Raw genomic sequence first — 24,525 nt, 5'->3', positions numbered from 1 at the left:
AGAGGCTATGGTGTATAACAGTGTATCGGTACATATAACAGTTACTTCAAGTTGTAGTTGATTCCCTATATATTTTTCGCTTTAATTAAGTTAAAAAGAAAAATAGGTGAACCTATGAAAATTGTATTGCGTAAAGAAACAAACATACCGTATTACAAGCAAATATATATGCAAATTGTTGACAGAATACAAAGTGGTATGCTTTCACATGGTGAATCTCTTCCTTCTTTACGTTGTATGGCCACAGATTTACAAATCAATGTATTAACAGTTCGTAAAGCGTATAAACAGTTAGAAACGAAAGGGTATATACGCATCGAACAAGGAAAAGGTGCTTACATATATAAACGGGTAAAGAAAGATTTCAAACCAATTCCGTATAAATGGCAACAAATGAAAACGATTAATGTTATGCGTTCTCAATATGCAATGAATAAGCACCGTAAATATTATAATTTTTCACAAGCAATTCTGTATCCTCGTCTGTTACCAAATCCATTTTTGGCAGATGAAATGCATAAATTGCTGGATAAAAATCCGATGTTGTTAGCAACTTATGGGCCAGTTCAAGGCGATTATGAATTGCGAGTTGAAATAGCAAATTACTTAAATGAACACCAGAAATTAGTGACAGACCCATCTCAATTATTAATTACAAGCGGCGCACAACAAGGAATTGATTTAATTGCTCAAACATTATTAAAACCTGGAGATATTGTATTAGTAGAAAGTCCATGTTACAGTGCTGCGCTTGATATTTTCATCAATAAAGGTGTTCAAATCATTCCCGTTTCTCTTGATAATCATGGAGTTCGCTCCGACTTAATTGATGATATTTGTCAAAGTAAAAATCCCGTTTTATTGTATACGAATCCCACCTTCCAGAATCCGACAGGTACAGTAATGAGTAAAGAACGAAGAATGGAACTTATAGAACTATCGGAGTTATATCAATTTTTTATTATTGAAGATGATTCTTTCGGAGAAATATATTTTGAGGATGCTATAATCCCGCCCCCAATCAAAAGTTTTGATAAGGATGGCCACGTAATATATATAAAAGGATTTAGTAAAACGTTAGCACCAGGACTGCGTATCGCGGCACTTATTGCCGATGGTCCTATTTTTGAATGGCTATATGCAGTAAAAGGTTCAATGGATATCGGTAGTCCTTTATTAACACAGAAGGCACTTCTACCGTTTTTACGTGCAGAACGTATGAAAAACCATTTAGAAAAATTACGTACAGCTTTACAAATGAGACGTGATTTAACAATTGATATATTATCGCCATTAAAAGAACTACACTTTGAAATACCAAATGGAGGTTTTAATTTATGGGTGACACTACCTGATTCGATAGATCCCTTTACCTTATTACAAAAAGCAAATGAAGTAGATGTCTCTTTTTTACCAGGAACAGCTTGTCTATTAAATTACGAAACAAATGATAACCAATTAAGAATTAGCTATTCAATGTTAAACGAGAAAGATATGGAAATTGGATTAGAAAAATTACACGATACAATACGAAACAGTATTTGTTAGAAGTAATATCACAATAGCTAACAATAAATAATACTCGAAAATGAAAATGTATAGTATGGGATATTATTTATTGTTGAGCTTTTTCGTTATTCTGAACAACCGGTTTTAAAACTTGTCTTTCTTTTAATTCTTCAACAATACCATATTGATCAATAATAATTGCTTTCATTTCCTCTCCTCCTTGCTGTTTATTTTAATAACATACAATTATTTCTCAAAATTTTTTGCCTTGAATTAACATATAATTATTTTTGGGGGTAATTATGCAAGAAGCATTATAAAGTGAAACTTTAATCAACCCTCGCCAATCGGGTTTTTTCGGGAAGTTGGTCCCCTCCCAACTTCTTTACTTTCCCTGAATTTTAAGATGGGACTCTTACTGCCCAGCAAATAGCGGGATGAATTCCACCACGAATCTTACACACATCTTAGAATCATCCAAAACTGTTTTATTGATCAAATTCAAAAGAAATGGAGCTAACTATATGAGTGAAAAGATGTTTAAAATAAACGGAATTGATATATGTACAGAAAGCTTTGGAAACCCTAAGAACCCTGCTATTTTATTAATTATGGGTGCTACATGTTCCATGGTTTATTGGGATGAAGAGTTTTGTGAGCTGTTGGCTAGTACGGGGAAGTTTGTTATTCGCTTTGATAACCGTGATGTTGGGCGCTCTGTTGCCTATGAACCTAGAACTTCCAATTACACAGTAACAGATATGGCTGAAGATGCAATTGGAGTACTAGATGCTTATCATATTGATAAAGCTCACCTATTTGGCATGTCATTAGGTGGTATGATTGCTCAAATTGCCGCTGTAAAACATCCCGAAAGAATTTTGACGCTAACTTTACTAGCGACTAGTGTAATAGGATCTGATGACAATACTCGCGATTTACCTCCAATGGATGAAATGATTTTAACACATCATGTAAATGGCACAAGTATAGATTGGGCAAATAAAAATGATGTGGCAGAGTATTTAGTTTCAGGATCTCGTCTATTATGTGGATCAGAACGAATATTTGATGAAAATAGAGTTTATAAACAAGTAAAACAAGAAATAGAACGCGCAAACAATTTATTAAGTATGTTTAATCACGCTTTACTTCAAGGTGATGATGCATATGAAGGTGTACTTCAATCCATACAAGCACCTACATTAGTTATTCACGGAACAGACGATACAGCACTACCATTTGAACATGGCCTCGCACTAATTAATGAAATTCCAAACTCAGTACTATTAACCCTTAAAGGGGCAGGCCATGAAAACCATCCAGATGACTGGGAAAGCATAATTAATGCTGTTTCTAAACATACATCTAAAATTTAGATAAATAACTAATGGAAGGGTCACAAATTGTATTGTGCCCCTTCCATTTACAAACAAAACCCCATCACTGTATTCGTATGTATAGTGATGGGGACTTCTTATATTTTTCTATGTTTAAAAAAATGGACAATCTAATTGATCAACAGATTCCCATAATTTTTTTTTTGCATTTTCAGTGGATGTATTTGTGTCTAGTGTCATGTTTTTAAAAGGGTTTACTTCGACTTTTAATAAGGATGAAGGCTCCACATATAATGAGAAAACATGGCTGCTTGGTAAAGCTTTAGAAACGTCAATATCTCCTACTTGTTTAAATAGTTGCTGCGCAGCAAAGAAGAAGAAATTAGTTGGATTTGATTGTTTATTCAGCCACGCAAGCATTTCAGGTGATACCGATTTATGAATATTGATTTTTACTCGATCACCACGTTTATATCGCCTAGATCGCATACTTCCACCAACTAACTTATCGTTAAGTTTGTAAATCCTAACTCTTTTTGCTTATGCTCTCTATATTTTGGCGAACAAGTATAGACTAATAATCCTCGTGCATTTGTAAATAACGGATTATCTACAAAGATTACATTTTTGAGTCGTCCTTTTTGCTTTAAAATCATTTTTAAACTGTTTTTAATAATTACTGCACCCCCGCCATAAATAAACACGTATGGATCGTCTTTCATATCATCAATTTTATTTATAATATCTGTTGCAACACGCGCTGCTAAACCTAATAGCGCTGGCTGTGATTCCTCAACTAATAATGTATTTCTCGGATGCTTATCATTTAAATAAATTTGATTGAATTCTGTAATGCTATCAATCGTTTTAGTTGGATACTTCCGGTTCCATCTCGTAATGATTTGTAGTAACGTCTCTTTTACACCATAAGATAAACCTTTACTTAGTTGCGGACGGAAATTCACCCCTAATGAAACGACTTCTTCTGTCGTCCCTGCGCCAATATCAAAAGAGAGTAGAGTTTTATCTACAAAATCAATTTCAGAAACTTGATTTTGCTCACATTCTATTTTATGTTTCACAACATTTCCTTCTTCATCGTATACAATGCCCCACGTCCCAGAAGCACCCTCAGGTAGGCATTTACAATACTCAATTGAAACATTAATTGTCACATCGCGTCCGTTCGGATAATGGAAAATAACCTTATGATTTCCCATATAACGTTTTGCATTTTCAGCAGCTATTTCTTGTGTAATAAGCTGCATAGGAAGAGCGACAGATAAATCATAACGAATATTAATATGGCTAGAAGTTGGACTTTGACGCATAGCGCTTACCGCCAAACCTGATAGTATTGTAATAACCATTAACTCATCCGTTGACTTATTTGATTTCTTCTCTACCTCAGTACCTTTTAATTGATCTTGAATGACTTTTTCTCCAACGATGTATCGTACATTATTTAGCATTAACGATGGCGAACTTATAGTCACATCAATGTGGTTTTCTAATTCAGATAATGAAACATCTACCTCATCTAAGAGTCCTGTAGGCTCACCTATATATAAAGAATAAATACTCGGAATAAAAATAGGGTCTTGCCCTTTAACCATTAACTTCAAACCGTTGTTTCCTGCATCTGCACCAGCTTTTAAAAGTATAGACATAACTACCCCCTAAATTAATCTGACATCCCTTCCAAATATATGCGAGCCCATTCTTTTACATTCAAATGTATTGTAATTTTTTATTTATCATAGAACTAAAATATTACATACTTACATATTTCGTGTAAAAAGTATTTGACATGATACTTTTCCAATTTTATACTTATATTTGTAAAGAGTTTTTTACAATCGAGGGGGCAATTATTTCTTGAATACTAAAAAAACTATTTTTATAATCATTGTTTTAGCATTAATTGCAATACTAGTACATGGCACATATAAATACATAACTGAAGGTTCTATTTTGGGCGGTACGATTTTTGCTATTTCGTTAATACTTAGTAATTTAATTAATTACATTACTTGGGGAGATCCCCACGGTGTATCAGAAGAAAGTCAAGATGAAATGGGACAACAAATTACATATAAAAGCTTTAAAATTGCATATTTTGTGCTTGTAATTGTAATGTTCCTTATATTAATCTTCTCTGAAGGATTTTCTATGGGGGCTAATTTAGATGGAGTAAAAAACCTCCCTCTGTTCATCGCAATTTGCTCTTCCTTCTTTATTTATCCTATTGTCGAACTCGTAGTTGCAAAACAATATAAATAAAAAGATGAGGTTTTCTACATGTAGAAAACCTCATCTTTTTATATTTACATACCCTCTACAATTGCTTTTAATTTGTTCACAGTCCGCCAATTCCTAACTGTAGCTGGTGTATGTAACTTCTGAAACTGGTTCATTAATTTAGAATTTCGAATGCTATTTTTGAAAAACAAATAAACGACTTTCTCATCTATATAGCAATCTTCAAGTTCACTTTTAAATATAAGCAATTGACTACTCTCTTCTTCAGAAAGTACATTCGCTAAAAAAGCAACATGAACACTTTCTCCTTCTAACAATGAATGAACTTCATACGGACATTGCTTAATAATATTTATAAATTCATCATGTGTTCTTAGCATGACTGGAACATCGAAATCAAATTCATTTTTTATTTCCGTTTGTATTCGGTCTTTTAGAAAGTTTATATCTTCCTCAGATTCGAACACGATATTACCACTTTGTATATACGTTTTCACTTGTTTTAACCCTATTGATTCAAACACTCGTTTTAACTCAGCCATTTTGATTACTTTATGTCCACCGACATTGATTCCTCTTAGTAATGCAATATAAAGTGTCATACTATTCCCCCCACAATAAAATGAACTTATCAATTGAATCGATTTCCCCACTCATATTTCTCGGATATTTGTTTTAATTCTTCTAACATATCATGAATAGATAATACCTCAAATAAAATAATATACTCACTTGAAAAATGGTGATGATAATGATTTGGTTTATAATCTTTTAAATCATTTTTATAACTCCAAGTTGAGATATTAAAAAATTCACAAACTAACACTGTAAGAAAAACTGCAATCCCAGTTTTAATCACTCTTCCCCCAACGATATTCCATTTTCTATCTTGATTTATTTTTTATATCCTTCATTTCTATTTCATTTTATATACATATATTGTATATTATTAAAATAAAAAAACCTACTACATGAATATTCAAGAGTAAGTTTTCTATCTCATTATTTCATTATAGACAAATGCATTATTATTTGTTGGCCTATTGGTCCCATTCTTCTAAAACCTTTATCTTGGAAGCCGACTTTTGCATATAAATTTTGTGCAGGAATATTTCTTTCATTCACAGCAAGTACAACTTCATTTTTTATTGGAAAATAACGTTTTACAAACTCTTCTAATAATAACAATGACTTTTTAGCGAATCCTTTTCTTTGTCTATTGTGATTAATAGAAAATGATGTTAAAAGTAAAGCATCCTCATTATCTGTGAACTCCTTTACTCTATCTCCCGTTTCCAATGCGAAAAGACCCACCGGTACCCCATTGTAATCTAAAATAACAATCACATTTTTTGTACGATCACTTTTTGCTTTCTCCAGTAATGCGCTTGGATCTGATGTAAACTGAACTTGTTCACTTGGTAAAGTAAATGTTTGTATAACTTCTTTATATTTCTCCTTATACGGAACTAATTGAATTTCCCCTGTGTGTATGTTCATGCTAAACTCTCCCATTTTTTAGCTTATTAACTTATACCTTGTTGTGCTTTTGAATGCACTCTTCCATCTAAAAAGGTAATTTCAACAAATGAATTTGGATTGTTTCCTTTCCAAGCAAAAATTTGTTTAATTTGTGTAGAATGTTCTACCCCTTCTTCTATAAGTAAATCTCCTTCAAAACCAATTAAATCTTTCACTTCTGTATAAGTCATCCCTTCATTTATACTCGAAAAATGATTTATATTGATAGACTCTTTCTGTTGCCTTTCCATCACAGTAGAAGAAGTTGCTGTTTGATTTTTCACTTCTTTTCTCTGTTCACACGCTGTCATACTGAAACCTAAGCATAAACTAAACAATATACATGCGCTTTTTTTCATCATAACAGTTGTCCCTCCCATCATAATTAAACCATATTTTTCCTTAAAAATAAACTGAATATTTAATATTATATTTAAAAACCTCGTACAATTAAGTACGAGGCTAATTTCATTTATTCAAATGATTATTTGATTGATCATCCTGTTCTTTTCTTAACTCTTGTTCTTCATCTTTTGGTAATTGTTTATCATTATCTTTAATTGGATTCGTTTCTCTATTTTCTATCATATCATTTGGAACTTGTGGCATTACTCGGCCCACAATAGCGGCTAATTCATCTAGTATACCTTCACCTGTTTTTCCTTTTTTAATTTGCTTTCCGATTTGTTTGAGCCGTTCATACGTATCAACATCTGCTACAACGACTGCATTAGCACCGTCAGGGTCATTTTTTAAACTTTCTGCAACAGAGTATTTAATTGATTCAACTCGAGTTCGATCAAGTTTTGCTTTTACATCAATACCTACAATAGCATATTTTCCAACAACGACCGCTGTTGCATCATTCACACCTGGCACACTTGCTGCTAAAGATGCTAAATGATCTGCTGCTTTTTCATTTGGCTTATTTGATTTATTCGTATAATTAACATTTTTCATTGAAACATTTTTTTGTTCCGGCTTTTCGTTTGGATTGTCTTTTTTTCCAATACTGCATCCAGTTATAACGAAGCAAAGCATCAATATATATATTAGAGTTTTCATTATTTTCACCACTTCACTATTAAGGTTTAATCATAAATTTTTTCAACAGCTTGCATTTTCTTTACCTTTTCCTCGGCCCCGCTATTAGCATTAATGAATATTTGGTACGTATCTTTTCCTAAAGTGCCTACAAATTCATAGCAAAGCACTTCATTATGCAAATCATTGACTACTAAAGCTTTACGTTCTTCCATGACTTTTACATCCGGATTGATTTTCTTTCTTGCTTCTGCTGCAGTTAGCTTTGCCGATGGAACTGTTCGCTTTTGATGTGACGCTAAATATTCTTTTGCGGAGAACCCAACGATAGAACCATCATCTAAAGCAATTTTCATTTGGATTGCTTCTGGATAAATTCGTACTCCATTTTCATTTACTACATACGTAAATACACCAACATTATCATATTGAGAGCTATCATAAAGCTCCATATTATTAAACTTATGGTCCTTTAAAAATTTCAAACCTTTACTACCTGCATCGTTTAAACTAACTTTCTGTTCTTTAATTTCGCGGTTATTCATAACCCAAATTGGATATCCGCCTTTTCCGGTAATATCCATATAGAACTCATTATTCGTTGCTTCATCTTTAATTTTCACACTATAGAAGGATTCTTTCGCACCTTTTCCGCTTTTCTCAACATCTACTTTTTCATTTCCTTTTAAATTCAAAAACGATTTGGCAATTTTCGCCGCTTCATCTTTAGAAATTGCCTTTCCTTCCGCTTCAAATCCGCCTTTTTTATTTTTTTGCGCACTTGTAAAGGTCGGTCCGAAGTTTGTAGAAGAATATGATGTTACGTTTTTCTCTACAGTTTTCAATCCATCAATAATTGTGTTATCTGCTGGATCGCGATTTGATGCAAGTGCCATTTCTACATCCATCCAGCGTAAATTATTTTTCAAAACAAGATGTTGTACTTTTCTTAGTTCATCTTGTATATTTCCTGCATTTGAATATAAAGTTTGCAACGTTTTATATTCTTGCTCATTTAACGGTTCTTTTTCTAAATCACGAATGGCTGCACGGTAACTAAAATCACCGATATTCGCTAAAAATTCTTCCGTTTTATTAAATGGCATTAATGTTAAAGGAAGTTGCCCTACATCTGAGCGAGCTTCAGATGTTAAACGCCATACATCCGCTAATGCAGGTGATAAAGATGATCGTGAATTCATCGCAAGTGTTGTGCCAATTTTATCGTGTAATAAATCGACTTCGTATGCTAAATCATGGAATGCACGTTGATAGCTATTTTCCGCTCGAATTAAAACTGCATTTTTCTCTTGGTGCTCTTTATAGCCCCAATAGCCTGTTCCTACTACACCGACTGTTAATAATACAATGATAATACCTCGTAACATTGTCCCACCTCCGCTCTATTTACAGAAAATATGTTTACCGATTTTTTTAATTTGTGGACGAGTCCAAATCCATTTACTAGTCGCGGTATCTGGATTGAAATAATATAAAGCATTTCCTGTTGGATCCCATCCGTTAATCGCATCTAAAACTGCTTTTTTTGCTGTTTCATTTGGCGTTAAATATATTTGCCCATCGGCTACCGCTGTAAATGCTCTAGGCTCAAAGATTACACCTGAAACAGTATTTGGGAATGACGCACTTGTAACACGGTTCAAAATGACAGCAGCTACTGCAACTTGTCCTAAATATGGTTCACCGCGTGATTCTCCGTATACTGCGTTTGCCATAAGCTGAATATCATTTTGAGAATAACCGTTCGGAACATTTGTCCCTTTATTTTGAGGTGGTTTATTCTCTTGTGCAGTGCCACCGCTATTTCCTTTATTCGTTGTCGTCCCTTTATTAGCAGTTGACTTGTCATACTTCGTTGCCTTCACGAGCATTTGCTTCGTTTTAGCTCCAGCTAAACCATCAACGGGTAATCCGAATTTCTCTTGAAAATTCCGAAGTGCCCAATATGTACCCCATCCGAAAACACCATCCACTTTTCCCGTATAAAACCCGTTATATTTCAAACGAGATTGCAGTTCAATGACATCTTCGCCAGATGCTCCTCTTTGAATAACTTGATTAGAAAAAGCTTCTACATTCTTTAATTGTATACTACTGACCATTAAAGACAGTCCTATGAACGCAAGTAAAACTGCTATTTTAAAAATAGCTTTTTGGCGCATAATTTTCCCTCCTTAATTACGGAAATGATTTCTTGGTTATGTTTTGTAAAAGCCTCGCTTTTATGTAAAGAAGACAAAAAAATCCAAACTAATATCGTTGAAAAAATATGTAAACAATATAAAAAAGGATAAAAGGAGTTCATCATGAAAAAATTGTTAAAACGTGTCGCACTTGTCATTCTGTTCCTAACAACATGTTCAAATATATATACAGGCTCATCAATTGTTCATGCGCAGCCGCCGTATGCCAAATGGGGTAAACTTGCCGTAGAAAAGACGAAAGAACAATACCCAAAAGCAGAAATTATTGACTATCTTCATATAGGTAGAAAACCAAAAACAGTTCAAATAACTGTTGAAAAATTTAAATTGTGGTTACGTGAGAACGGAAAAGAATACGGTGTTTTTGTTGATGTAGAATTTGAAACGAAGACGGAGAAATTTATAAAGTTGTCGTTTCAGAAGACGAGTAGATAAAGTGAAACCTTAATCAGTGGGGGTTTTGTTCATCTCCCACTAATCATCAGCCCTCACCAATCGGACTTTTACGGGCAGCCCGACAAATAGCTGGATAAAGTGAAACCCCCACTGTTAAAAACAGACACAGTGGGGTTCTTGCATTTCTAAAATTCTTTTCTAAAGTTTCGATTCCCTAAAAATCTTACCAATATACAAATAGCACCAATTACAACTGCTATTCCTATACTGTATAAAAGTACTTTACCATATCCACCTATTCTCGGATCTAAAAACGGATATGGATACCAATTCACGATTGGACCACGTATTAAGCTATATACAACGTAAAAAAACGGGAATAAAAGCCAACTTGCAGCTTGTTTCCAAGTGATTTTCTTAATAGGTGGATTTAAAATCCAATCTAAAAGCATTGTAATCGGCATGATATAATGTAGCACAGTATTTACCCATGGTATTGCCGTTTGAAGTGACTCTTCTAATCCTCTTAGTAACAAAAAATAAACGAGTCCTGTCGTAAGTATATATACCGTCGCCGCACCACGAAGTATACTAAACTGCTCTGAGCGACCAAATGTAGCTGTTCCGATACTACTTAAAAGGAGAATACATGCAACTAAAATGTTACTTTCGATAGTAAAGAAACTAAAAAAGTTAACTGGATTGAACGGTTTCACTTGTGCCCTGATTATGAATTGCGTAATAATGGCGCTACATACTAGAAGACTTAAACAGAATCTAAATAAAGATAAAATTTTTTCATCCTTCATACATTCCCTCCTTTTCTTATATATAATTAGAATTTCCCTGTACATGCTCAATAAATAGTTTTAATGGAACGAGCCCACGTTTTGGCATATGACTACTTATAATAGCTACTACTTCTAACTGAGGAATGATAACGATGTATTGTCCGCCGTATCCCATAGCGAAATATATACAATACGGTATGTGAAATCTTTCGGTATGTAATACCCACCAGTGATATCCATATGCGCCGACATGTTCATATGTTTCAAAATGCGCCCTACTTGACTCTTCTAACCATTTCGCTGATACAATTTCTTTTTCATTCCAATATCCATTTTGCAAACATAATTTTCCTAATTTTAATAAATCGGTAGATTTCATTTTCATACCGAAGCCGCCGACATATATACCCTGCGGATCTTGTTGCCACTCGTATTCGTTAATTTCTAATGGATTAAATAAATATTTCTTTGCAAACCGCTCTGTCGACATTCCAGTAGCTTCTTGAATAATATAGCTCAGTAAATGAGAAGAACCTGAATTATAATTCATTTTTGTAGCAGGTTCTTCAATTATTGGCTTTTCTAATATGTACTGTACCCAGTTCTCTGATTCTACAAAGTCATTTGGGAATACTACTCCATTCCCAAACTCTTTCCAGTCCTCACCAGTAGTCATTGTTAATAAGTGATATAGTGTTAAATTATGTTTTCCCCTAGGTACATTTTCAATCCACTCTGTGATCGGTGTATGTATATCATTTATATAGCCCTTATCAACTGCAATACCAATTAATAAAGATACGATACTTTTTGTAATCGAATTTATTTTATATAAGTTATTTGCACATTCGGGTGTTTTATAATACTCAGTTGTTAATTGTCCTTTTTGATAAACAAGAAATGTATTCACTTTTTTCTTTTCGAATTTATTTTCTAGTTGCTTGAAATCCAAAAACTTTACCTCCATTTAAATAGTTAATCCATTTATTATATCTTGTTCCTTCATTTTAAACATAATTGTGCTCAAATAAAAATAAACCTGTCAGCCATAATGAACTGACAGGTTTATTTTTATAATTTTGTACGAACATTCCAAAGCTCTGGGAAGAATTGTTGATCAAGTACTCGCTTTAAATAAGAAACACCGGAGGATCCACCTGTACCCATTTTATGTCCAATAATTCTTTCTACTGTTTTCATATGACGGAAACGCCATTGTTGTAGCCAGTCTTCAATATCAATCAATTTTTCAGCAAGCTGATATAAATTCCAATATTTTTTCACATCCGCATACACTTCTAACCATGCTGCTTCTACTGTTGCATCTTCTTCATAAGGCTGCGTAATATCACGGTTTAACACATCTTTATGAATAGGGAATCCTTCTTTTACTAATGCTTGAATCGCGACATCATATAGACTTGGTGCATGTAGCGCTTTATGAAGTCGTGCATGTAATTCTGGATCCTTTTCATAAATTTTTAATGCATGTGGCGTTTTATAGCCAAGTGCATACTCAATCATACGATATTGATACGATTGAAAACCTGAAGCTTGACCGAGTGAATCACGAAACTCAATATATTCTGATGGTGTTAATGTCGCAAGAATATCCCAAGATTGAATAATTTGAGACTGAATTTTTGATACACGTGCTAACATTTTAAAAGCTGGTTGTAATTTATCTTGTTTAATAGATTCAATCGCCGCATTTAGCTCATGTAAAATGAGCTTCATCCAAAGCTCACTTGCTTGGTGAATAACGATAAATAACATTTCATCATGATGGTCTGATAATCTTTTTTGAGAAGATAGTAAACTATCTAATTGTAAATATTCCCCATACGTCATATTCTCTTTAAAATCCGTATGAATCCCTTTTTCCATAATTACTTTTTCATTTTCTTTCATATTAGCCAAACGCCCCTTTTATATGATTCTACTTATATTGGTCTAATAACGGCTCGAACTGGACTTCCATCCGCATCAGTTAATGCAAGTGGTAATGCAATCAATTCATAATCACCGTCTGCTACATGATCTAGTACGACATTTTCTAAAATATGAATTCCATGTTTAAATAATTGATGATGCGCTGCTAATTCTTTATCATCTAGCGGATCAACTGATGGGACATCTACTCCGATTAAACGAATACCTTTCTCCGAAAGAAAAGGTGCTATGTCTGCACGTAAATGAGGGATCACATCTGGAAATTCTTCAGCTTTTCCATGTGAAGATGTACGTAATAATAATCGTTCTACACCTTCTAAATGAAAGCTTTCTAATTCCTTTTTTCCGATGCTTTCAAGATTAGAAACGTCAATAATCCGTGCTGGGCCAACATAAACTTGAACATCTAAATCCAATACTTTCTTTCCATCATTATCAAAATGAAATGGTGCATCAATATGAGTGCCTGTATGAATACTCATCGTTAACTTTCCAACATTTACTGAGCCACTTTCTTCTTTTGACCATGAAACTTCATATGAGAACGGTGTGTCTCCTGGCCACGTTGCAATATCATTATTTAGCGGTTGTGAAATATCAATCCACTCTGATGTTTTCATGCTTATGCCACAACCTCTCGCTTATTTTCAAACTGTTTATACTCTTCTTCTTTCATAATTTTCTTTAATATTTGTACAGATTTCCACACTTCTTCATATGTGTTATATAAAGCGACCGGCGCAAGTCTTACTCCATTAGGTGCTCGGAAATCAGGGATAACTCCATTTGCTTTTAGCGCTTTACAAATACGTGCTGCTTCTGCATGTTCTAAATATATGTGCCCGCCACGTTTTTCATCCTCTAATGGATTTCCAATTGTAAATCCGAAATCTTTTAATTCGTGATCAATTAAATTCAGCATATATCTTGTAATATGTAAAGATTTTTCGCGTAAACGTTCAATACCAGCATCTTTAAACATTTCAAGAGAACCAATTAAAGGTGCTGTACTTAATACGTGCGGTGTACCAATTTGATAAGCACCTGCATGATCGGCAGCTGTTAATGTATGCTCCATATCAAACTGTTTATCTTTTCTAGAACTAAACCATCCAGACAATCCTGGCAGTCTATTAAAATGTTTACTATTTACATAAAGGCCTGCAACACTACCCGGTCCTGCATTTAAATATTTATAATTGCACCAAACAGCAAAATCGACATCCCAATCTTTGAAATGATGCGGAATAGATCCTATTGAATGGCATAAATCAAATCCAATGTGAATGCCGCGTTTATGAGCTTCCGTTGTTAAACTTTTCATATCAAGAATTTGACCACTTCTATATAAAACAGAAGGTAATAAAATTAAAGCGATATCATCTTCCATCGCATGGATAATATCTTCTTCAGAAAGTGTTCTACCATCTCGGCTTTTCACTCTTACTAAATGCTCCTCTGGGTCTAATCCTTTTAAACGAATTTGACTTTGAAGTGCATAAATATCTGATGGGAAAGTCAATTCATCCGCAAGTATTTTTGTACGTATTCCTTTCGGCTCATAAAACGTCGCAATAACTTGGTGTATATTCGCAGTTGTGGAACCGGTTACAATAGTTTCTTCCAGTAAAGCTCCAATAAGAGGGGCTGTAAGTTTACCTAATTTCTCTGAAAGGAAAAACCACGGATGCTCACCTTCTGTCCAGCCGTCAATACCATACTCTTTCCACGAATCTAGCAACGTAAGTAATGATTTCTCTGCTCTTTTTGAAAGTAGCCCTAATGAGTTTCCATCTAAATATATAGTACCTTCTTTTTTATAGAATTCAGTTTGAAAATCTTTCAGTTCATCATGTTTATCACATTCAAGCGCATACTCATAAGTTGGTTGAAATGGTTCTTTATACATGGTGTCACCTTCTCTTAATTTTCTTTTTATTCTAACTAATTGAAATATATCACCTTAATTGATACAACGTCAATGATATTATGTCAGTTGACTTTATATATGAACTTCTTTTACAATACAATTATATTTTCAGATATTTCAGTATAAAGAGGTGATTCTTTGAAAAACAGTACCCTTTCATCAAGAAAACACCGCTCCTTAGAAACGAAGAAGAAACTATTACACTCTGGTTACACTATTTTTATACGTAACGGATTTCAAAAAACGACAATTACACAAATTATTAAACATGCAGAAACCGGATATGGTACAGCATATGTATACTTCAAAAACAAAGATGATCTCCTAATTAGTTTAATGGAAGATGTTATGAATCGTTTTTATAATATCGCTGAACGCTCTTTTTCTCCACAAACAAAAGAGGAAGCACGTATAATGATCCAAAATCAAGTTAGAGCATTCCTGCAATTAGCAGATGAAGAACGCGCTATTTTGCAAGTTGTAGAGGAAGCGATAGGATTATCAAGAGAAATACGGCAAAAATGGGATGAGATTCGGGAACGTTTTATAACAAGCATTAAACAGGATATTACTTACTCTCAAGAAAGTGGATTAGCACAACCTAATTTAAATAAAGAGATTGTAGCACGCGGTTGGTTCGCGATGAATGAATCGTTTCTTTGGACTATTATGCAAAATGACAAAAAGATTAACTTAGAGGAAATTGTGTATACGTTAACGGAGATGTATACGACCGGGTTATATAAATAGCACACCTTCAATAAATAAGGTGTGCTATTTTACATCTATAAAAATATATTATCCGGGTATGGTAGTGCTAAAGGAGGCTTTTCAGAAAATGAGAAATATTGTAGTTTTAAAGATTCACCATCTATCGATTTCAGTTTTCCACTAGTAATTTCACATTCAAACACAACAACAATATATTCTACTTGATCGCCATTCGGATATATATGACGGAACCTTTCCCCTCCAAATACCCCTTTTTGTTTTTTTACTTGCACTTTCAAACCCGTTTCTTCCCACACTTCACGAACTACCGCTTCTTCTGGAGTTTCTCCAGGCTCAATTGCTCCAGCCGGCAAACTCCAATATTCTCCGCCAGGATATTGAAATAAGAGTTCTCCCTGCTCGTTTTTAATAACTGCAGCTACACTTGGCATAAATATTAGTTCATGTCCTAATTGCTCCCGGATTTTTTTATAATATAGCGACATCGACATATAATTCTCTCCCACTCCATTAATGAATAACTGTATTTTCTGACATATATTCTATAATAATACCAATAACAATTTCTATATAGAAAGGATAAGAAAATGACCCAAGTACAACTAGTAAATAGCTTTCTATCATTTTTAGGAACGACAAAACAGCCTACTAGCTTAAAGTTTTTAAATGAGCTTATTAAAGCTCATCAAGAAAAAGTAAAAGAACCAATACACTTATCAAATATGAAAGAACTTATTTCAAGGTCTAACGATTGGCATACATCTCCTGTATTAAAGAAAATTCAGATTTTCGGTTATATCGATGGTATTCCAACTTCTATTAATGATAATGTTTTAAAACGATATTTCCAAGGTAAGAAAAGAAAAGAGAACAAATCATTACATCTTCTGAACTTAATTATTGGATAACAGAAAGATTTTGTGTTGATAAAGAAATATATGAAAGAGCTATTGAGATTTTCAATGAAAAATCTTCAAATAGAATATTACAAACAAGTTCTTTAATATCTTTAGGCTGAGGTAAATAGCTAGTTGAAGGAGCAATTTCAAAATTAAAGCTTATATGTCCACATCCAGTTAGCCACATATAGTGACATTTCAACTCTTCATCGAACATATATTTCACAATATCTATAAATAATAAATCTCCTGCGTATTGCAACAGAAACTCCATATTCGAGCTACAAGTATAATAATTGTCATCGTCATCAAGATTTTTTATATTATATTCCGCCAAATCCCATAAAAAATCTTCTTTTAATATATTTTTAATTTTTTCAACAATGCTTATCCCCCCGAATTTTCCCAAGAATAACTCTCTAATCTACTTAAAATAATTTCAGTAAATTCTTCAGCAATGTCCTTAGAAATCTCACCACGATTTCCAATAATATCCCAAGCAATATTAATTGAAGTCCATCTCATCAATGAATTCTTTCCAAATTTTAAAAACTCTATTATTTCCTCCTCTTTCATTTCACTTAGAATTGCTTTTAATTCACTTTCTTCTAATTTACTTCTTTGATCATAATCAGTTTGATTTAGTATTTTTACATATTCCTTACTTTCTTGATAAAAAGCAATCTTTACTTGTTCTGGTGATAAATCCGCTAATAGTTTTTCAATTTCTTCAGCGCCTATTTCTTTACCTTTATTTATACATTTGAAATAACATCCCATTTTAACTTTTCATTAATTTCACTCATAAGTTGGGGTATTACTACTTCACCATATTTTTTAAAACATTCATGAGTTCCTTCGTAATTTTAAAATAAAGTTTGATTAAAAATATCGTGTTAACCCGTATTCTATGGTCAATAAAAAGAATCCATTTTGAAAAAGATTGATCAAAATGGATTCTTATCCAGCAGGTTTATGTTTTGGTTTTATAAAAAAGTTTGATCATTTTCTATCAATGAAAACAATTAATTGACTATTTTTATTATGAAGAGGTCGGAGCAGGAAATTCATCAATTTTGATACGAAGTAAACTATAAGGTTTCTGTCGTAAGTCTTTTCCATAATGAAATCTAGGCTGACGATGTAATTGGTTCACAATGACATACAAATATTGATCCGGACCAATTGAAAAAGTATCCGGCCACAAAATTCTCGGATCATGTGCGATAGCTTCCATTATGCCATTTGGCAATATCTTACGGATACTGTTGTTTTCATAATCTCCAGCATAAACAGCTCCCTTTGCATCGGTGATCATTCCATCAGACGCACCTTTTTCTCCCCAATACTCCACATGATAAGGTAAATTCATGTCCGGTATCGTTCTGTCTCTCAAGGCTTCTGTTGAGATCGAGAACAAATGCCGACTGGTTAGTGGAGCAAAAAATAATATCTTTCCATCGGGAGAAATCGCAAGACTATCAGACGCCAACCTAAATGGAGAAGTTGAACCGTCTTTGTTTCGATTCATTAAAATTTGACCTTCTACTTTCGGTAAAAAATAGGGATCGGGTGAAGTTGAATTTGCTCCATTTAACCGTCTAAACGCGTTTCCATTTGATAAATCTACGACGATAATAGCTCCTGGTCCTCTTGAAGAAGAATCCGTTATATAGGCATAACCTGCTTTTCCAACACGAAAATCAAAACGGACATCATTCAGATAAGTTGTAGGCAGGACAACATCTTCTGTAAAGGTATATACTTTTCTTATTGTATTGGTTTCTAAATCAACAGCGACTAATTTTGCCCCCCCTTTAATAGGTTCAGAAAAATTGGGTGCCGCTGTATCTAATATCCAAAGCGTTCCCCTTCCATCAGCAACTACACTTTGGACACTGATGAAAGTCATTGGGATATTCTCGGGATTAACCAAATTGGTTTGTAAATTAGGATAAGGCTGCAATTTATCCTCAAAAATTTCCGCCACCGTAAATTTAACATCGTCTCCCCATTTCGGAAAGCAAATGAAAATACGACCGGTTTCTGAAACAGTAACACCTGTAGGCATAGCCCCATAAAATGCATAAACTAGTTCTAAATTACCGAAATATTTTTCACTAGGTAACATAGGTTTCATAATATCCTCCTCAAGCATTCAAATGGGATATCTCCTATATATGATTTATATTTTTTCTAGTGCATGTTTCTTAATAAGTTTTTCTATACGAAAAGATGATTGAATTGATTGTTTTCGAAATTTAATAAGTCTGTCAGAAGAAAGGAAACATTTTAATTTAAAGGTCTCCAGATGAAGTAGAATTCAATTAGCAGGTAGCTAAGTTCAACATTCCCGAATCAACGTTAAGCTAGTATAAAAAATGGGGAAATATCCCCCTTTAAATTTGTGAAAAAATGTACTTAAGCTAAACTGCCCGTTAGTTTAAGTGTAACACTTCACAAACAATCTATTGAGTATTCTTATTATTCCTGTTTCCTCAACAATCTGGCCCTTTAATTGAACAATACAACTGAAATTTAAGGGGCAAAAGAAAAATCTTATATTAATACAGGGTTTTATCAATCTTTTTTATAAATTATCAAACTTTATTTTAAATCAATACCACACTTTATTCCATGTTCCATGAGTGACTAACGGGTGCTTTGAACAAGAAAATAAAGGTGAGTACATATTATACATGACTAATATGCGCTCACCTTTATTTTTTTAGGATTTTTAGCTTTTAGGTCTTGATAATAATTTTTAGTGGTTTTATTAACAATTTATATTTAGTAAAATTGCTTTTTATGAATTTAATATAAGTCCAAAGAATTTCCTGGTCAATATAATAACGTATATCAGCACACTTTTTCTTTATTCAGTCTACTTACAATTCCAACTATAAATTTATATTCAATCCTCCTCTTCTTAGTTTTTTTAAACCCTTCTTTCGTATCAAAAATAAAACACGTTTTCCGAAACCAAATTCGTACATATAAAGACTCAAAATAAATAGGTTTTATAATTCCTCGTTCCTCAAATTCAGTTCCATCTTTATTTTCAGTTTCTGTTCGAACGAACCACCTATTTCCGAAGCCAATTTCAATATACTTCACATAAGTCCCCCTTTCGGAAATTAATTTCTAACTGTTCTATTATTTCCCCGGTAAGCGCACATTCCGACAGAACATGAGCCCACAAAGAAAAAGTAGATTGCAAAAATCTACTTTATAACTTATATTTTTGCATTCGTTTATAAAATGTACTACGGGGTACATTTAATAGTTTTGCAGCTAACGAAACATTTCCATTTGTCTTTTGTAATGCTTCAATCATGCTATCACGCTGTATTTTTTTACGAAAATTCAATGTATGTTCTGTTTTATTTTCAACTTGTAACTCAAGTTGTTGTTGATTTCCCCTCATTGTTTGCAGCAAAAAAGCGACTTGTTTTTCGCATATTTCCCGTCCTTGCGACAAAATGTAAATGCGTTCTAATACATTTACTAGTTCCCGAATATTTCCGGGCCATGTATGTTGTAAAAATTGATTGTATATACTCTTTGGAAATACAACATTCCAATTCTTCCGTTCGCAAAAGTGTTGTATAAAATATGGGATATCCTCTTTTCTTTCTATTAACGATGGAACATATAACGGATAAACGTGCAAACGATAATATAAATCTTGACGGAATTTCCCTTCTTCTACTAACCGTAGTAAATCTTTATGTGTGGCAGTAATAATACGAATATTTACTGGTACCAATTTTGAACTCCCAATTGGAGTTATTGTGCGTTCTTGTAAAACACGCAATAATGCTACTTGCATCTCTGGTGGTACTTCACCAATTTCATCTAAAAATAATGTTCCTCCGTTTGCTTGTTCAAATTTCCCTTTATATCCTTGACGTCGCGCACCTGTAAATGCACCTTCAGCATAACCGAACAATTCACTTTCCATTAATTCTTTAGGCAAAGAACCGCAGTTAACAGCTATAAAGGGCCCGTCTTTTCTTGGACTATTTTCATGAATCGCTCTCGCGACATATTCCTTTCCTACTCCTGTCTCACCACATACATACACACTAGCATCAGTCGGTGAAACAAGCTTAATTTCTTCTAGTGTGTGTTGAAATGCTCTGCTTGTCCCGGTAACTCCTGAAAAAGTAATCCCTTTTATAAATGTGAGAGCAGAATATGTATTCATTTGTTTATTTTCCTTTAAATACATACATTTCCCAATCATTCTTTCATTACTATATACTGGTATCTCTAATTTAGTTTCCAATCCATGGTGCATTAACTCTTCAAGTTTCATTCTTGACCAATTATTTATTCGTTCACGAACGCTCTTACTCGCAGAAACGATAACATCACGATGATTACAAATAACTACTTGTTCATCACTATCAATGACATCTAAAAAACGATGGATTAAGTGTAATTCATTTTGATGAACTCTTATGCTACATTCACGTTCTATCGCATGTGCAATTGAAGTTACCATACCGAGCATATATGGATGCGAAAATTCAATCGGACACGAGAAATCTAGAACACCAATTAATTTCCCATCATCATTATGAATGGGAGCAGCCGCACAACTCCAGCTATGAGATGCCACGGTGTAATGTTCAGTACCACTTATCATAATAGCTTCTTCAATTTCTAGCGCTGTTCCAATTGCATTTGTGCCAACAGCTGATTCCGTCCATTTTACACCTTCAATAAAATTAATATGTTTCGCTCGCTTTAACGTTTGTTTATTTCCACTTAACGATAGAACATAACCATCTGGATCGATTAATAATGCCATCATTTGTAGTTCATCAATGGTTTTTCTCATATTTTGTATTTGAGGTAATGCGATATCAAGGAAAATTTCACTCTTTTTCTTTTGTTCTTGAAAAATGTTAGAAGACAAAATTTTCTGACCTTTATTCATATGAGGATTAACATTAGCCTGTTTACATCGATGCCACGATTCTGAAATTCTTTGATTTATGCGATTTGAATCAAGAACACCTTCATTAACAAACTTTTTCCATGTATGTAAGTAAAACGGTGAAGCTAACATTGTATCATCTCCCTTTTAATTGTTTTGGAGATTTATAAAACATACTTTTATTATAAAACTGAATAAAAGCGTTTTCAATACAACTAGCAAGACGACACAAATATGTTAATAATTTGAATATCTTAATGCACTTCTTTATTCTTTTTTAGTAGCACTATATTTTGTATAATGGACGCAAAGAAAATACATAACCAAAACCACTTTTGTGGATTACCATTTATAAAGAAAACAATCACGGCTATTGCAAATAAAATAGTGGATGCTAAACTAAAATATAATTTTGTTTTAATTTCTCTTATCCCTCACCCCTCTGTTACTTTACAGTACATACTAACTCTTCATTTTTCATCTCTACTATGTACTCCTGTAAAACATATTCTTTCCCTCCATGGTTTTCATACCATTCATGTATTCCTTTAATATGCCTCTCGTCACTTCTAATTTTCGATTCTATTTCATTATACTGTTCATAACTATCATATTCCCATATGGCAAATACTTCAGACGTACCATTCTTATTATCTTTCATCCAGCGTCCTATTAGCCTAGAACCATGCTTTAATTGATTAGGTAAGTTCGTGTGATTGAAATGATCATTAAATACTTCTATGAATTCATTTTTCACTACATAGTACTTCCTTCTGTAAAACATACTTCTTCACCTCTTTCATGAAAAGTATTAGTAAATCTTCCCATCACTACCGTATTATAATACTTTCCATCCGATAGTCTTTTGTCATTTTTCAAAATGCCTTCTACTTCAAAACCTAATTTTTTATAAAGATGAATAGCTTTCTCGTTTGTCTCTAATACTTGTAAAGATATTTTATTTACTGCATTTTCGTCAGCCCATTTAATAGATTGTTGTAATAGGCTCTTCCCCATTCTATATCCCCAAAACTCTTTTAAAATACAAACGCCAAACTCCACTTTATGAGATAATCTCTTAAAATTTGATCCTTCACATCTTGAAAATCCAACAATTCGATTGTGCACTTCTACAACTAAAAAGAGATTCTTCGTTTCTTCACTATCTGTTTTTATTATTTTTTGAAACCCTAGGTCATCTATAAATCCCTCTCCAGCATCTCTATCCATATTTTCAGTTTCTCCATCAATCTGAACTCTAATTTTCGATAACTGCTCAGCATCTTTTTCAGCTGCAGAACGAATTGTATAAGTTAATCCATTTATATGATACTCTTGCTCTTTTACAATCATGTCAAACTCCTTTCAAATCAATATAATGGCGCTATTACAACTTGTTTACCTTGTTTCTCAAATTCCTGAACAGTTTCTTTACTAGCCTCTTCGTCAGTTATAATAAGGTCAACTTCTTTTAGAGACTCTCCTCTTATAAAACAATCTATTCCAAGTTTATTATGCGGAGCTAAACAAATATTTCTTCTAGCAATTTCACTTACTCTTTTACTAAAATAAGCAACTTCAGGTGTTGCAGTACTAATACCTTGTAATGAAATGCCTCCACCTGTAGAGAAATAAAGATCAATAGAAAATCTACTTATCAATTCAGAGGCAAATGTATCAGTAATATTTCCTGAAGGCTTTACTTTTCCACCAATTAAATATGTATCGATGTTCTTATATTCTCTTAGATGACCAGCTATTTCTATAGAATTCGTAATAACCGTAAATGATACTTCCGGTAAATATTTCAGCATCGCATTATGAATGGAAGCCCCGCCAATAAAAATAGAATCATCTTCTTGTATATAAGATGCCGCAACTTTTGCAATTGTGTTCTCATATATTGAGCTATCACTATAACGTTTAGCTGGTTCCGCAGCTAAGTTCCTCACTCGCGTAAGTTCAATTGCACCTCCGTGCGTTCTTTTTAATAAACCATCCTTTTCCATAATAGACAAATCTCTTCTTATAGAATCAATAGACATTTCAAATCTTTCCGCAAGTTCCTTTGCGATTACTCTTCCATCTGTATTAAGTAGTTCTAAGATTCTCTCTCGACGTTCTTCAGTAAACATGTTATCACCACCGTTATTGAAGATTCAGAAACTTAAACTTTATTTTAATTATATGTATGCCTCTTCTGTTTTACAATATTTTCAGTTCTTATTTATTCCGTTTTATACAGTCTTCTCCCGCTTTCTATCCCATTAATTTGCCAACCGAATAAATGTATATCTGTATATTACGCAAAAATACTTTCTTTTACCTTCCTGTTGATGTAAAATTATTCCTATGTTTTACTTTTTAATACAGAAAGGGATTACTATGAAATCATTAATCAAAACGACATGTACAGCATTATTATTTACTGGAATATTAACAGGATGTAATAGCAATACTACATCAAAACAAGAAAAGAGCGCTCTCGAAAAGAATGCAATGCACTATGGAGAAATAGTTAAAAACGAATACTATAGAGCGACAGTTGAAAATGCAAAGTTTGAAAAAATAGACAAAGAGCGACGCCTTACTACTCGTGTTATGATTAATAATGTTCGGGACGATGGACAAACTATTGATCTTTCGGAAATAAAATATTTCATACAAGATGAAAAAACTGGTCAGAAATATGAAGGTGAAGCTCATCCGATAGATGACGAGCACTATAAAAATGTTCCACACGAATTCTCTTTAACTACTGACGTTGTGTTTGAACTGAAAACTTCACCAAAAGATTTAAATAATATGTATTTATACATAGATAGCAAAGCAGCGCCGTTAACAGATACATATTGGAAGCTTGATAATTTAGTATCTAAATAGAAAGACCAGTCTTACTGAAGTGCACCCCAATTGTTAGACACATAATTAACAATTGGAGGTGCATTTTTTATGGCTAAATTTTCTTCAAAAGA

28 protein-coding genes and 1 pseudogene are annotated in these 24,525 nt (G+C 33.3%); 7 read left to right on the top strand and 22 right to left on the bottom strand.

Going from position 1 to position 24,525, the window contains the following annotated elements; genetic code table 11:
• The first annotated feature begins 114 nt into the window (after window positions 1-114).
• Window positions 115-1,548 (top strand): MocR-like pyridoxine biosynthesis transcription factor PdxR, encoded by a 1,434-nt coding sequence (gene pdxR, locus ES895_RS21440; protein ID WP_000706791.1) that lies wholly within the window; start codon window positions 115-117, stop codon window positions 1,546-1,548.
• Between the two features lie 485 nt (window positions 1,549-2,033).
• Window positions 2,034-2,888, top strand: coding sequence for a BCA family alpha/beta fold macrolide esterase (gene mleBCA, locus ES895_RS21435; RefSeq protein WP_087967048.1), 855 nt, complete (start codon window positions 2,034-2,036; stop codon window positions 2,886-2,888).
• A gap of 114 nt (window positions 2,889-3,002) precedes the next feature.
• Here the strand turns inward: mleBCA and ES895_RS21430 are convergent, their stop codons facing one another.
• Both ES895_RS21430 and ES895_RS21425 read right to left on the bottom strand, forming a co-directional pair.
• On the bottom strand, window positions 3,003-3,338 hold the full coding sequence (locus tag ES895_RS21430) for a hypothetical protein (RefSeq protein ID WP_001257760.1): 336 nt from the start codon (window positions 3,336-3,338) through the stop codon (window positions 3,003-3,005).
• Window positions 3,339-3,349: 11 nt separating this feature from the next.
• The gene (locus tag ES895_RS21425) at window positions 3,350-4,519 is read right to left on the bottom strand and encodes a ParM/StbA family protein (RefSeq protein WP_000025622.1); all 1,170 of its coding nucleotides are present in this window, start codon (window positions 4,517-4,519) and stop codon (window positions 3,350-3,352) included.
• A gap of 208 nt (window positions 4,520-4,727) precedes the next feature.
• Between ES895_RS21425 and ES895_RS21420 the strand changes: the two genes are divergently transcribed.
• Window positions 4,728-5,132: a hypothetical protein gene (locus tag ES895_RS21420; RefSeq protein ID WP_001093143.1), complete on the top strand. Its 405-nt coding sequence runs from the start codon at window positions 4,728-4,730 to the stop codon at window positions 5,130-5,132.
• 44 nt (window positions 5,133-5,176) lie between these two features.
• Here ES895_RS21420 and ES895_RS21415 read toward each other — a convergent pair whose 3' ends face one another.
• From ES895_RS21415 to sleB, 6 genes are all read right to left on the bottom strand, one after another.
• A complete protein-coding gene (locus tag ES895_RS21415; protein WP_000177395.1) occupies window positions 5,177-5,713 on the bottom strand; it encodes a DUF1697 domain-containing protein in 537 nt (178 codons plus the stop codon).
• A 400-nt stretch (window positions 5,714-6,113) separates the two neighbouring features.
• Entirely contained in the window at window positions 6,114-6,626 is a 513-nt protein-coding gene (locus tag ES895_RS21405; RefSeq protein WP_002061531.1) for a GNAT family N-acetyltransferase, read from the bottom strand.
• 11 nt (window positions 6,627-6,637) lie between these two features.
• On the bottom strand, window positions 6,638-6,994 hold the full coding sequence (locus tag ES895_RS21400; protein WP_000976447.1) for a hypothetical protein: 357 nt from the start codon (window positions 6,992-6,994) through the stop codon (window positions 6,638-6,640).
• 106 nt (window positions 6,995-7,100) lie between these two features.
• Window positions 7,101-7,697: a YhcN/YlaJ family sporulation lipoprotein gene (locus tag ES895_RS21395; protein ID WP_000854053.1), complete on the bottom strand. Its 597-nt coding sequence runs from the start codon at window positions 7,695-7,697 to the stop codon at window positions 7,101-7,103.
• 26 nt (window positions 7,698-7,723) lie between these two features.
• Window positions 7,724-9,064 (bottom strand): germination protein YpeB, encoded by a 1,341-nt coding sequence (gene ypeB / locus ES895_RS21390; protein WP_000943727.1) that lies wholly within the window; start codon window positions 9,062-9,064, stop codon window positions 7,724-7,726.
• A 15-nt stretch (window positions 9,065-9,079) separates the two neighbouring features.
• A complete protein-coding gene (sleB, locus tag ES895_RS21385; RefSeq protein ID WP_001249053.1) occupies window positions 9,080-9,859 on the bottom strand; it encodes a spore cortex-lytic enzyme in 780 nt (259 codons plus the stop codon).
• 144 nt (window positions 9,860-10,003) lie between these two features.
• On the opposite strand from sleB, the gene ES895_RS21380 reads away from it, so the two are divergent.
• Complete coding sequence (locus ES895_RS21380) at window positions 10,004-10,336, top strand: DUF3889 domain-containing protein (protein ID WP_000734903.1); 333 nt, start codon at window positions 10,004-10,006, stop codon at window positions 10,334-10,336.
• A gap of 146 nt (window positions 10,337-10,482) precedes the next feature.
• On the opposite strand, the gene ES895_RS21375 is transcribed toward ES895_RS21380, so the two are convergent.
• The 5 genes from ES895_RS21375 to kynU all read right to left on the bottom strand — a co-directional run bounded on the left by ES895_RS21375 (window position 10,483) and on the right by kynU (window position 14,950).
• Window positions 10,483-11,106, bottom strand: coding sequence for a Pr6Pr family membrane protein (locus ES895_RS21375; RefSeq protein ID WP_000650952.1), 624 nt, complete (start codon window positions 11,104-11,106; stop codon window positions 10,483-10,485).
• A gap of 16 nt (window positions 11,107-11,122) precedes the next feature.
• Window positions 11,123-12,040: a serine hydrolase domain-containing protein gene (locus ES895_RS21370; protein WP_000346265.1), complete on the bottom strand. Its 918-nt coding sequence runs from the start codon at window positions 12,038-12,040 to the stop codon at window positions 11,123-11,125.
• A 119-nt stretch (window positions 12,041-12,159) separates the two neighbouring features.
• Window positions 12,160-12,999, bottom strand: coding sequence for a tryptophan 2,3-dioxygenase (gene kynA, locus ES895_RS21365; RefSeq protein WP_000661957.1), 840 nt, complete (start codon window positions 12,997-12,999; stop codon window positions 12,160-12,162).
• 32 nt (window positions 13,000-13,031) lie between these two features.
• Window positions 13,032-13,661 carry an arylformamidase gene (kynB, locus tag ES895_RS21360; protein WP_000858061.1) on the bottom strand — a complete coding sequence of 210 codons (630 nt, stop codon included), beginning with the start codon at window positions 13,659-13,661 and terminating at the stop codon, window positions 13,032-13,034.
• A gap of 2 nt (window positions 13,662-13,663) precedes the next feature.
• Window positions 13,664-14,950 carry a kynureninase gene (gene kynU / locus ES895_RS21355; protein WP_135238624.1) on the bottom strand — a complete coding sequence of 429 codons (1,287 nt, stop codon included), beginning with the start codon at window positions 14,948-14,950 and terminating at the stop codon, window positions 13,664-13,666.
• A gap of 159 nt (window positions 14,951-15,109) precedes the next feature.
• On the opposite strand from kynU, the gene ES895_RS21350 reads away from it, so the two are divergent.
• Window positions 15,110-15,721, top strand: a complete 612-nt coding sequence (locus tag ES895_RS21350) for a TetR/AcrR family transcriptional regulator (RefSeq protein WP_000798551.1) — start codon at window positions 15,110-15,112, stop codon at window positions 15,719-15,721.
• A 35-nt stretch (window positions 15,722-15,756) separates the two neighbouring features.
• Here the strand turns inward: ES895_RS21350 and ES895_RS21345 are convergent, their stop codons facing one another.
• Window positions 15,757-16,194, bottom strand: coding sequence for an NUDIX hydrolase (locus ES895_RS21345; protein WP_000062929.1), 438 nt, complete (start codon window positions 16,192-16,194; stop codon window positions 15,757-15,759).
• A 96-nt stretch (window positions 16,195-16,290) separates the two neighbouring features.
• On the opposite strand from ES895_RS21345, the pseudogene ES895_RS21335 reads away from it, so the two are divergent.
• Window positions 16,291-16,682 (top strand): annotated as a pseudogene (locus tag ES895_RS21335) (hypothetical protein); the annotation flags it as partial.
• Here the strand turns inward: ES895_RS21335 and ES895_RS30255 are convergent.
• The 8 genes from ES895_RS30255 to ES895_RS21300 all read right to left on the bottom strand — a co-directional run bounded on the left by ES895_RS30255 (window position 16,601) and on the right by ES895_RS21300 (window position 23,685).
• Window positions 16,601-17,011, bottom strand: coding sequence for a hypothetical protein (locus tag ES895_RS30255; RefSeq protein WP_002103198.1), 411 nt, complete (start codon window positions 17,009-17,011; stop codon window positions 16,601-16,603). The pseudogene ES895_RS21335 and the gene ES895_RS30255 overlap by 82 nt on opposite strands.
• Window positions 16,990-17,382 carry a hypothetical protein gene (locus tag ES895_RS21330; protein WP_135238623.1) on the bottom strand — a complete coding sequence of 131 codons (393 nt, stop codon included), beginning with the start codon at window positions 17,380-17,382 and terminating at the stop codon, window positions 16,990-16,992. Before ES895_RS21330 ends, ES895_RS30255 begins: the two co-directional genes overlap by 22 nt.
• Window positions 17,383-17,644: 262 nt before the next feature.
• The gene (locus ES895_RS21325) at window positions 17,645-18,742 is read right to left on the bottom strand and encodes an L-dopachrome tautomerase-related protein (protein WP_015382380.1); all 1,098 of its coding nucleotides are present in this window, start codon (window positions 18,740-18,742) and stop codon (window positions 17,645-17,647) included.
• A gap of 719 nt (window positions 18,743-19,461) precedes the next feature.
• Window positions 19,462-19,719 carry a DUF3977 family protein gene (locus tag ES895_RS21320; protein WP_000873827.1) on the bottom strand — a complete coding sequence of 86 codons (258 nt, stop codon included), beginning with the start codon at window positions 19,717-19,719 and terminating at the stop codon, window positions 19,462-19,464.
• Between the two features lie 112 nt (window positions 19,720-19,831).
• On the bottom strand, window positions 19,832-21,682 hold the full coding sequence (locus ES895_RS21315) for a sigma-54-dependent Fis family transcriptional regulator (protein WP_061655921.1): 1,851 nt from the start codon (window positions 21,680-21,682) through the stop codon (window positions 19,832-19,834).
• 313 nt (window positions 21,683-21,995) lie between these two features.
• Entirely contained in the window at window positions 21,996-22,334 is a 339-nt protein-coding gene (locus ES895_RS21310) for an NIPSNAP family protein (RefSeq protein WP_000499983.1), read from the bottom strand.
• Entirely contained in the window at window positions 22,307-22,903 is a 597-nt protein-coding gene (locus ES895_RS21305; protein ID WP_000635686.1) for a GNAT family N-acetyltransferase, read from the bottom strand. The genes ES895_RS21310 and ES895_RS21305 overlap by 28 nt, the downstream gene beginning before the upstream one ends.
• Before the next feature lie 17 nt (window positions 22,904-22,920).
• Complete coding sequence (locus tag ES895_RS21300; RefSeq protein ID WP_000493659.1) at window positions 22,921-23,685, bottom strand: DeoR/GlpR family DNA-binding transcription regulator; 765 nt, start codon at window positions 23,683-23,685, stop codon at window positions 22,921-22,923.
• Window positions 23,686-23,935: 250 nt separating this feature from the next.
• On the opposite strand from ES895_RS21300, the gene ES895_RS21295 reads away from it, so the two are divergent.
• Window positions 23,936-24,433, top strand: a complete 498-nt coding sequence (locus ES895_RS21295; RefSeq protein ID WP_000838469.1) for a hypothetical protein — start codon at window positions 23,936-23,938, stop codon at window positions 24,431-24,433.
• The last annotated feature ends 92 nt before the right edge of the window (window positions 24,434-24,525 follow it).

This window comes from Bacillus sp. 007/AIA-02/001 (assembly GCF_004634455.1).
Taxonomy (GTDB): domain Bacteria; phylum Bacillota; class Bacilli; order Bacillales; family Bacillaceae_G; genus Bacillus_A; species Bacillus_A cereus.
Note: the sequence above shows the minus strand (reverse complement) of the source record. Positions and strands in the feature narration are given on the sequence as shown.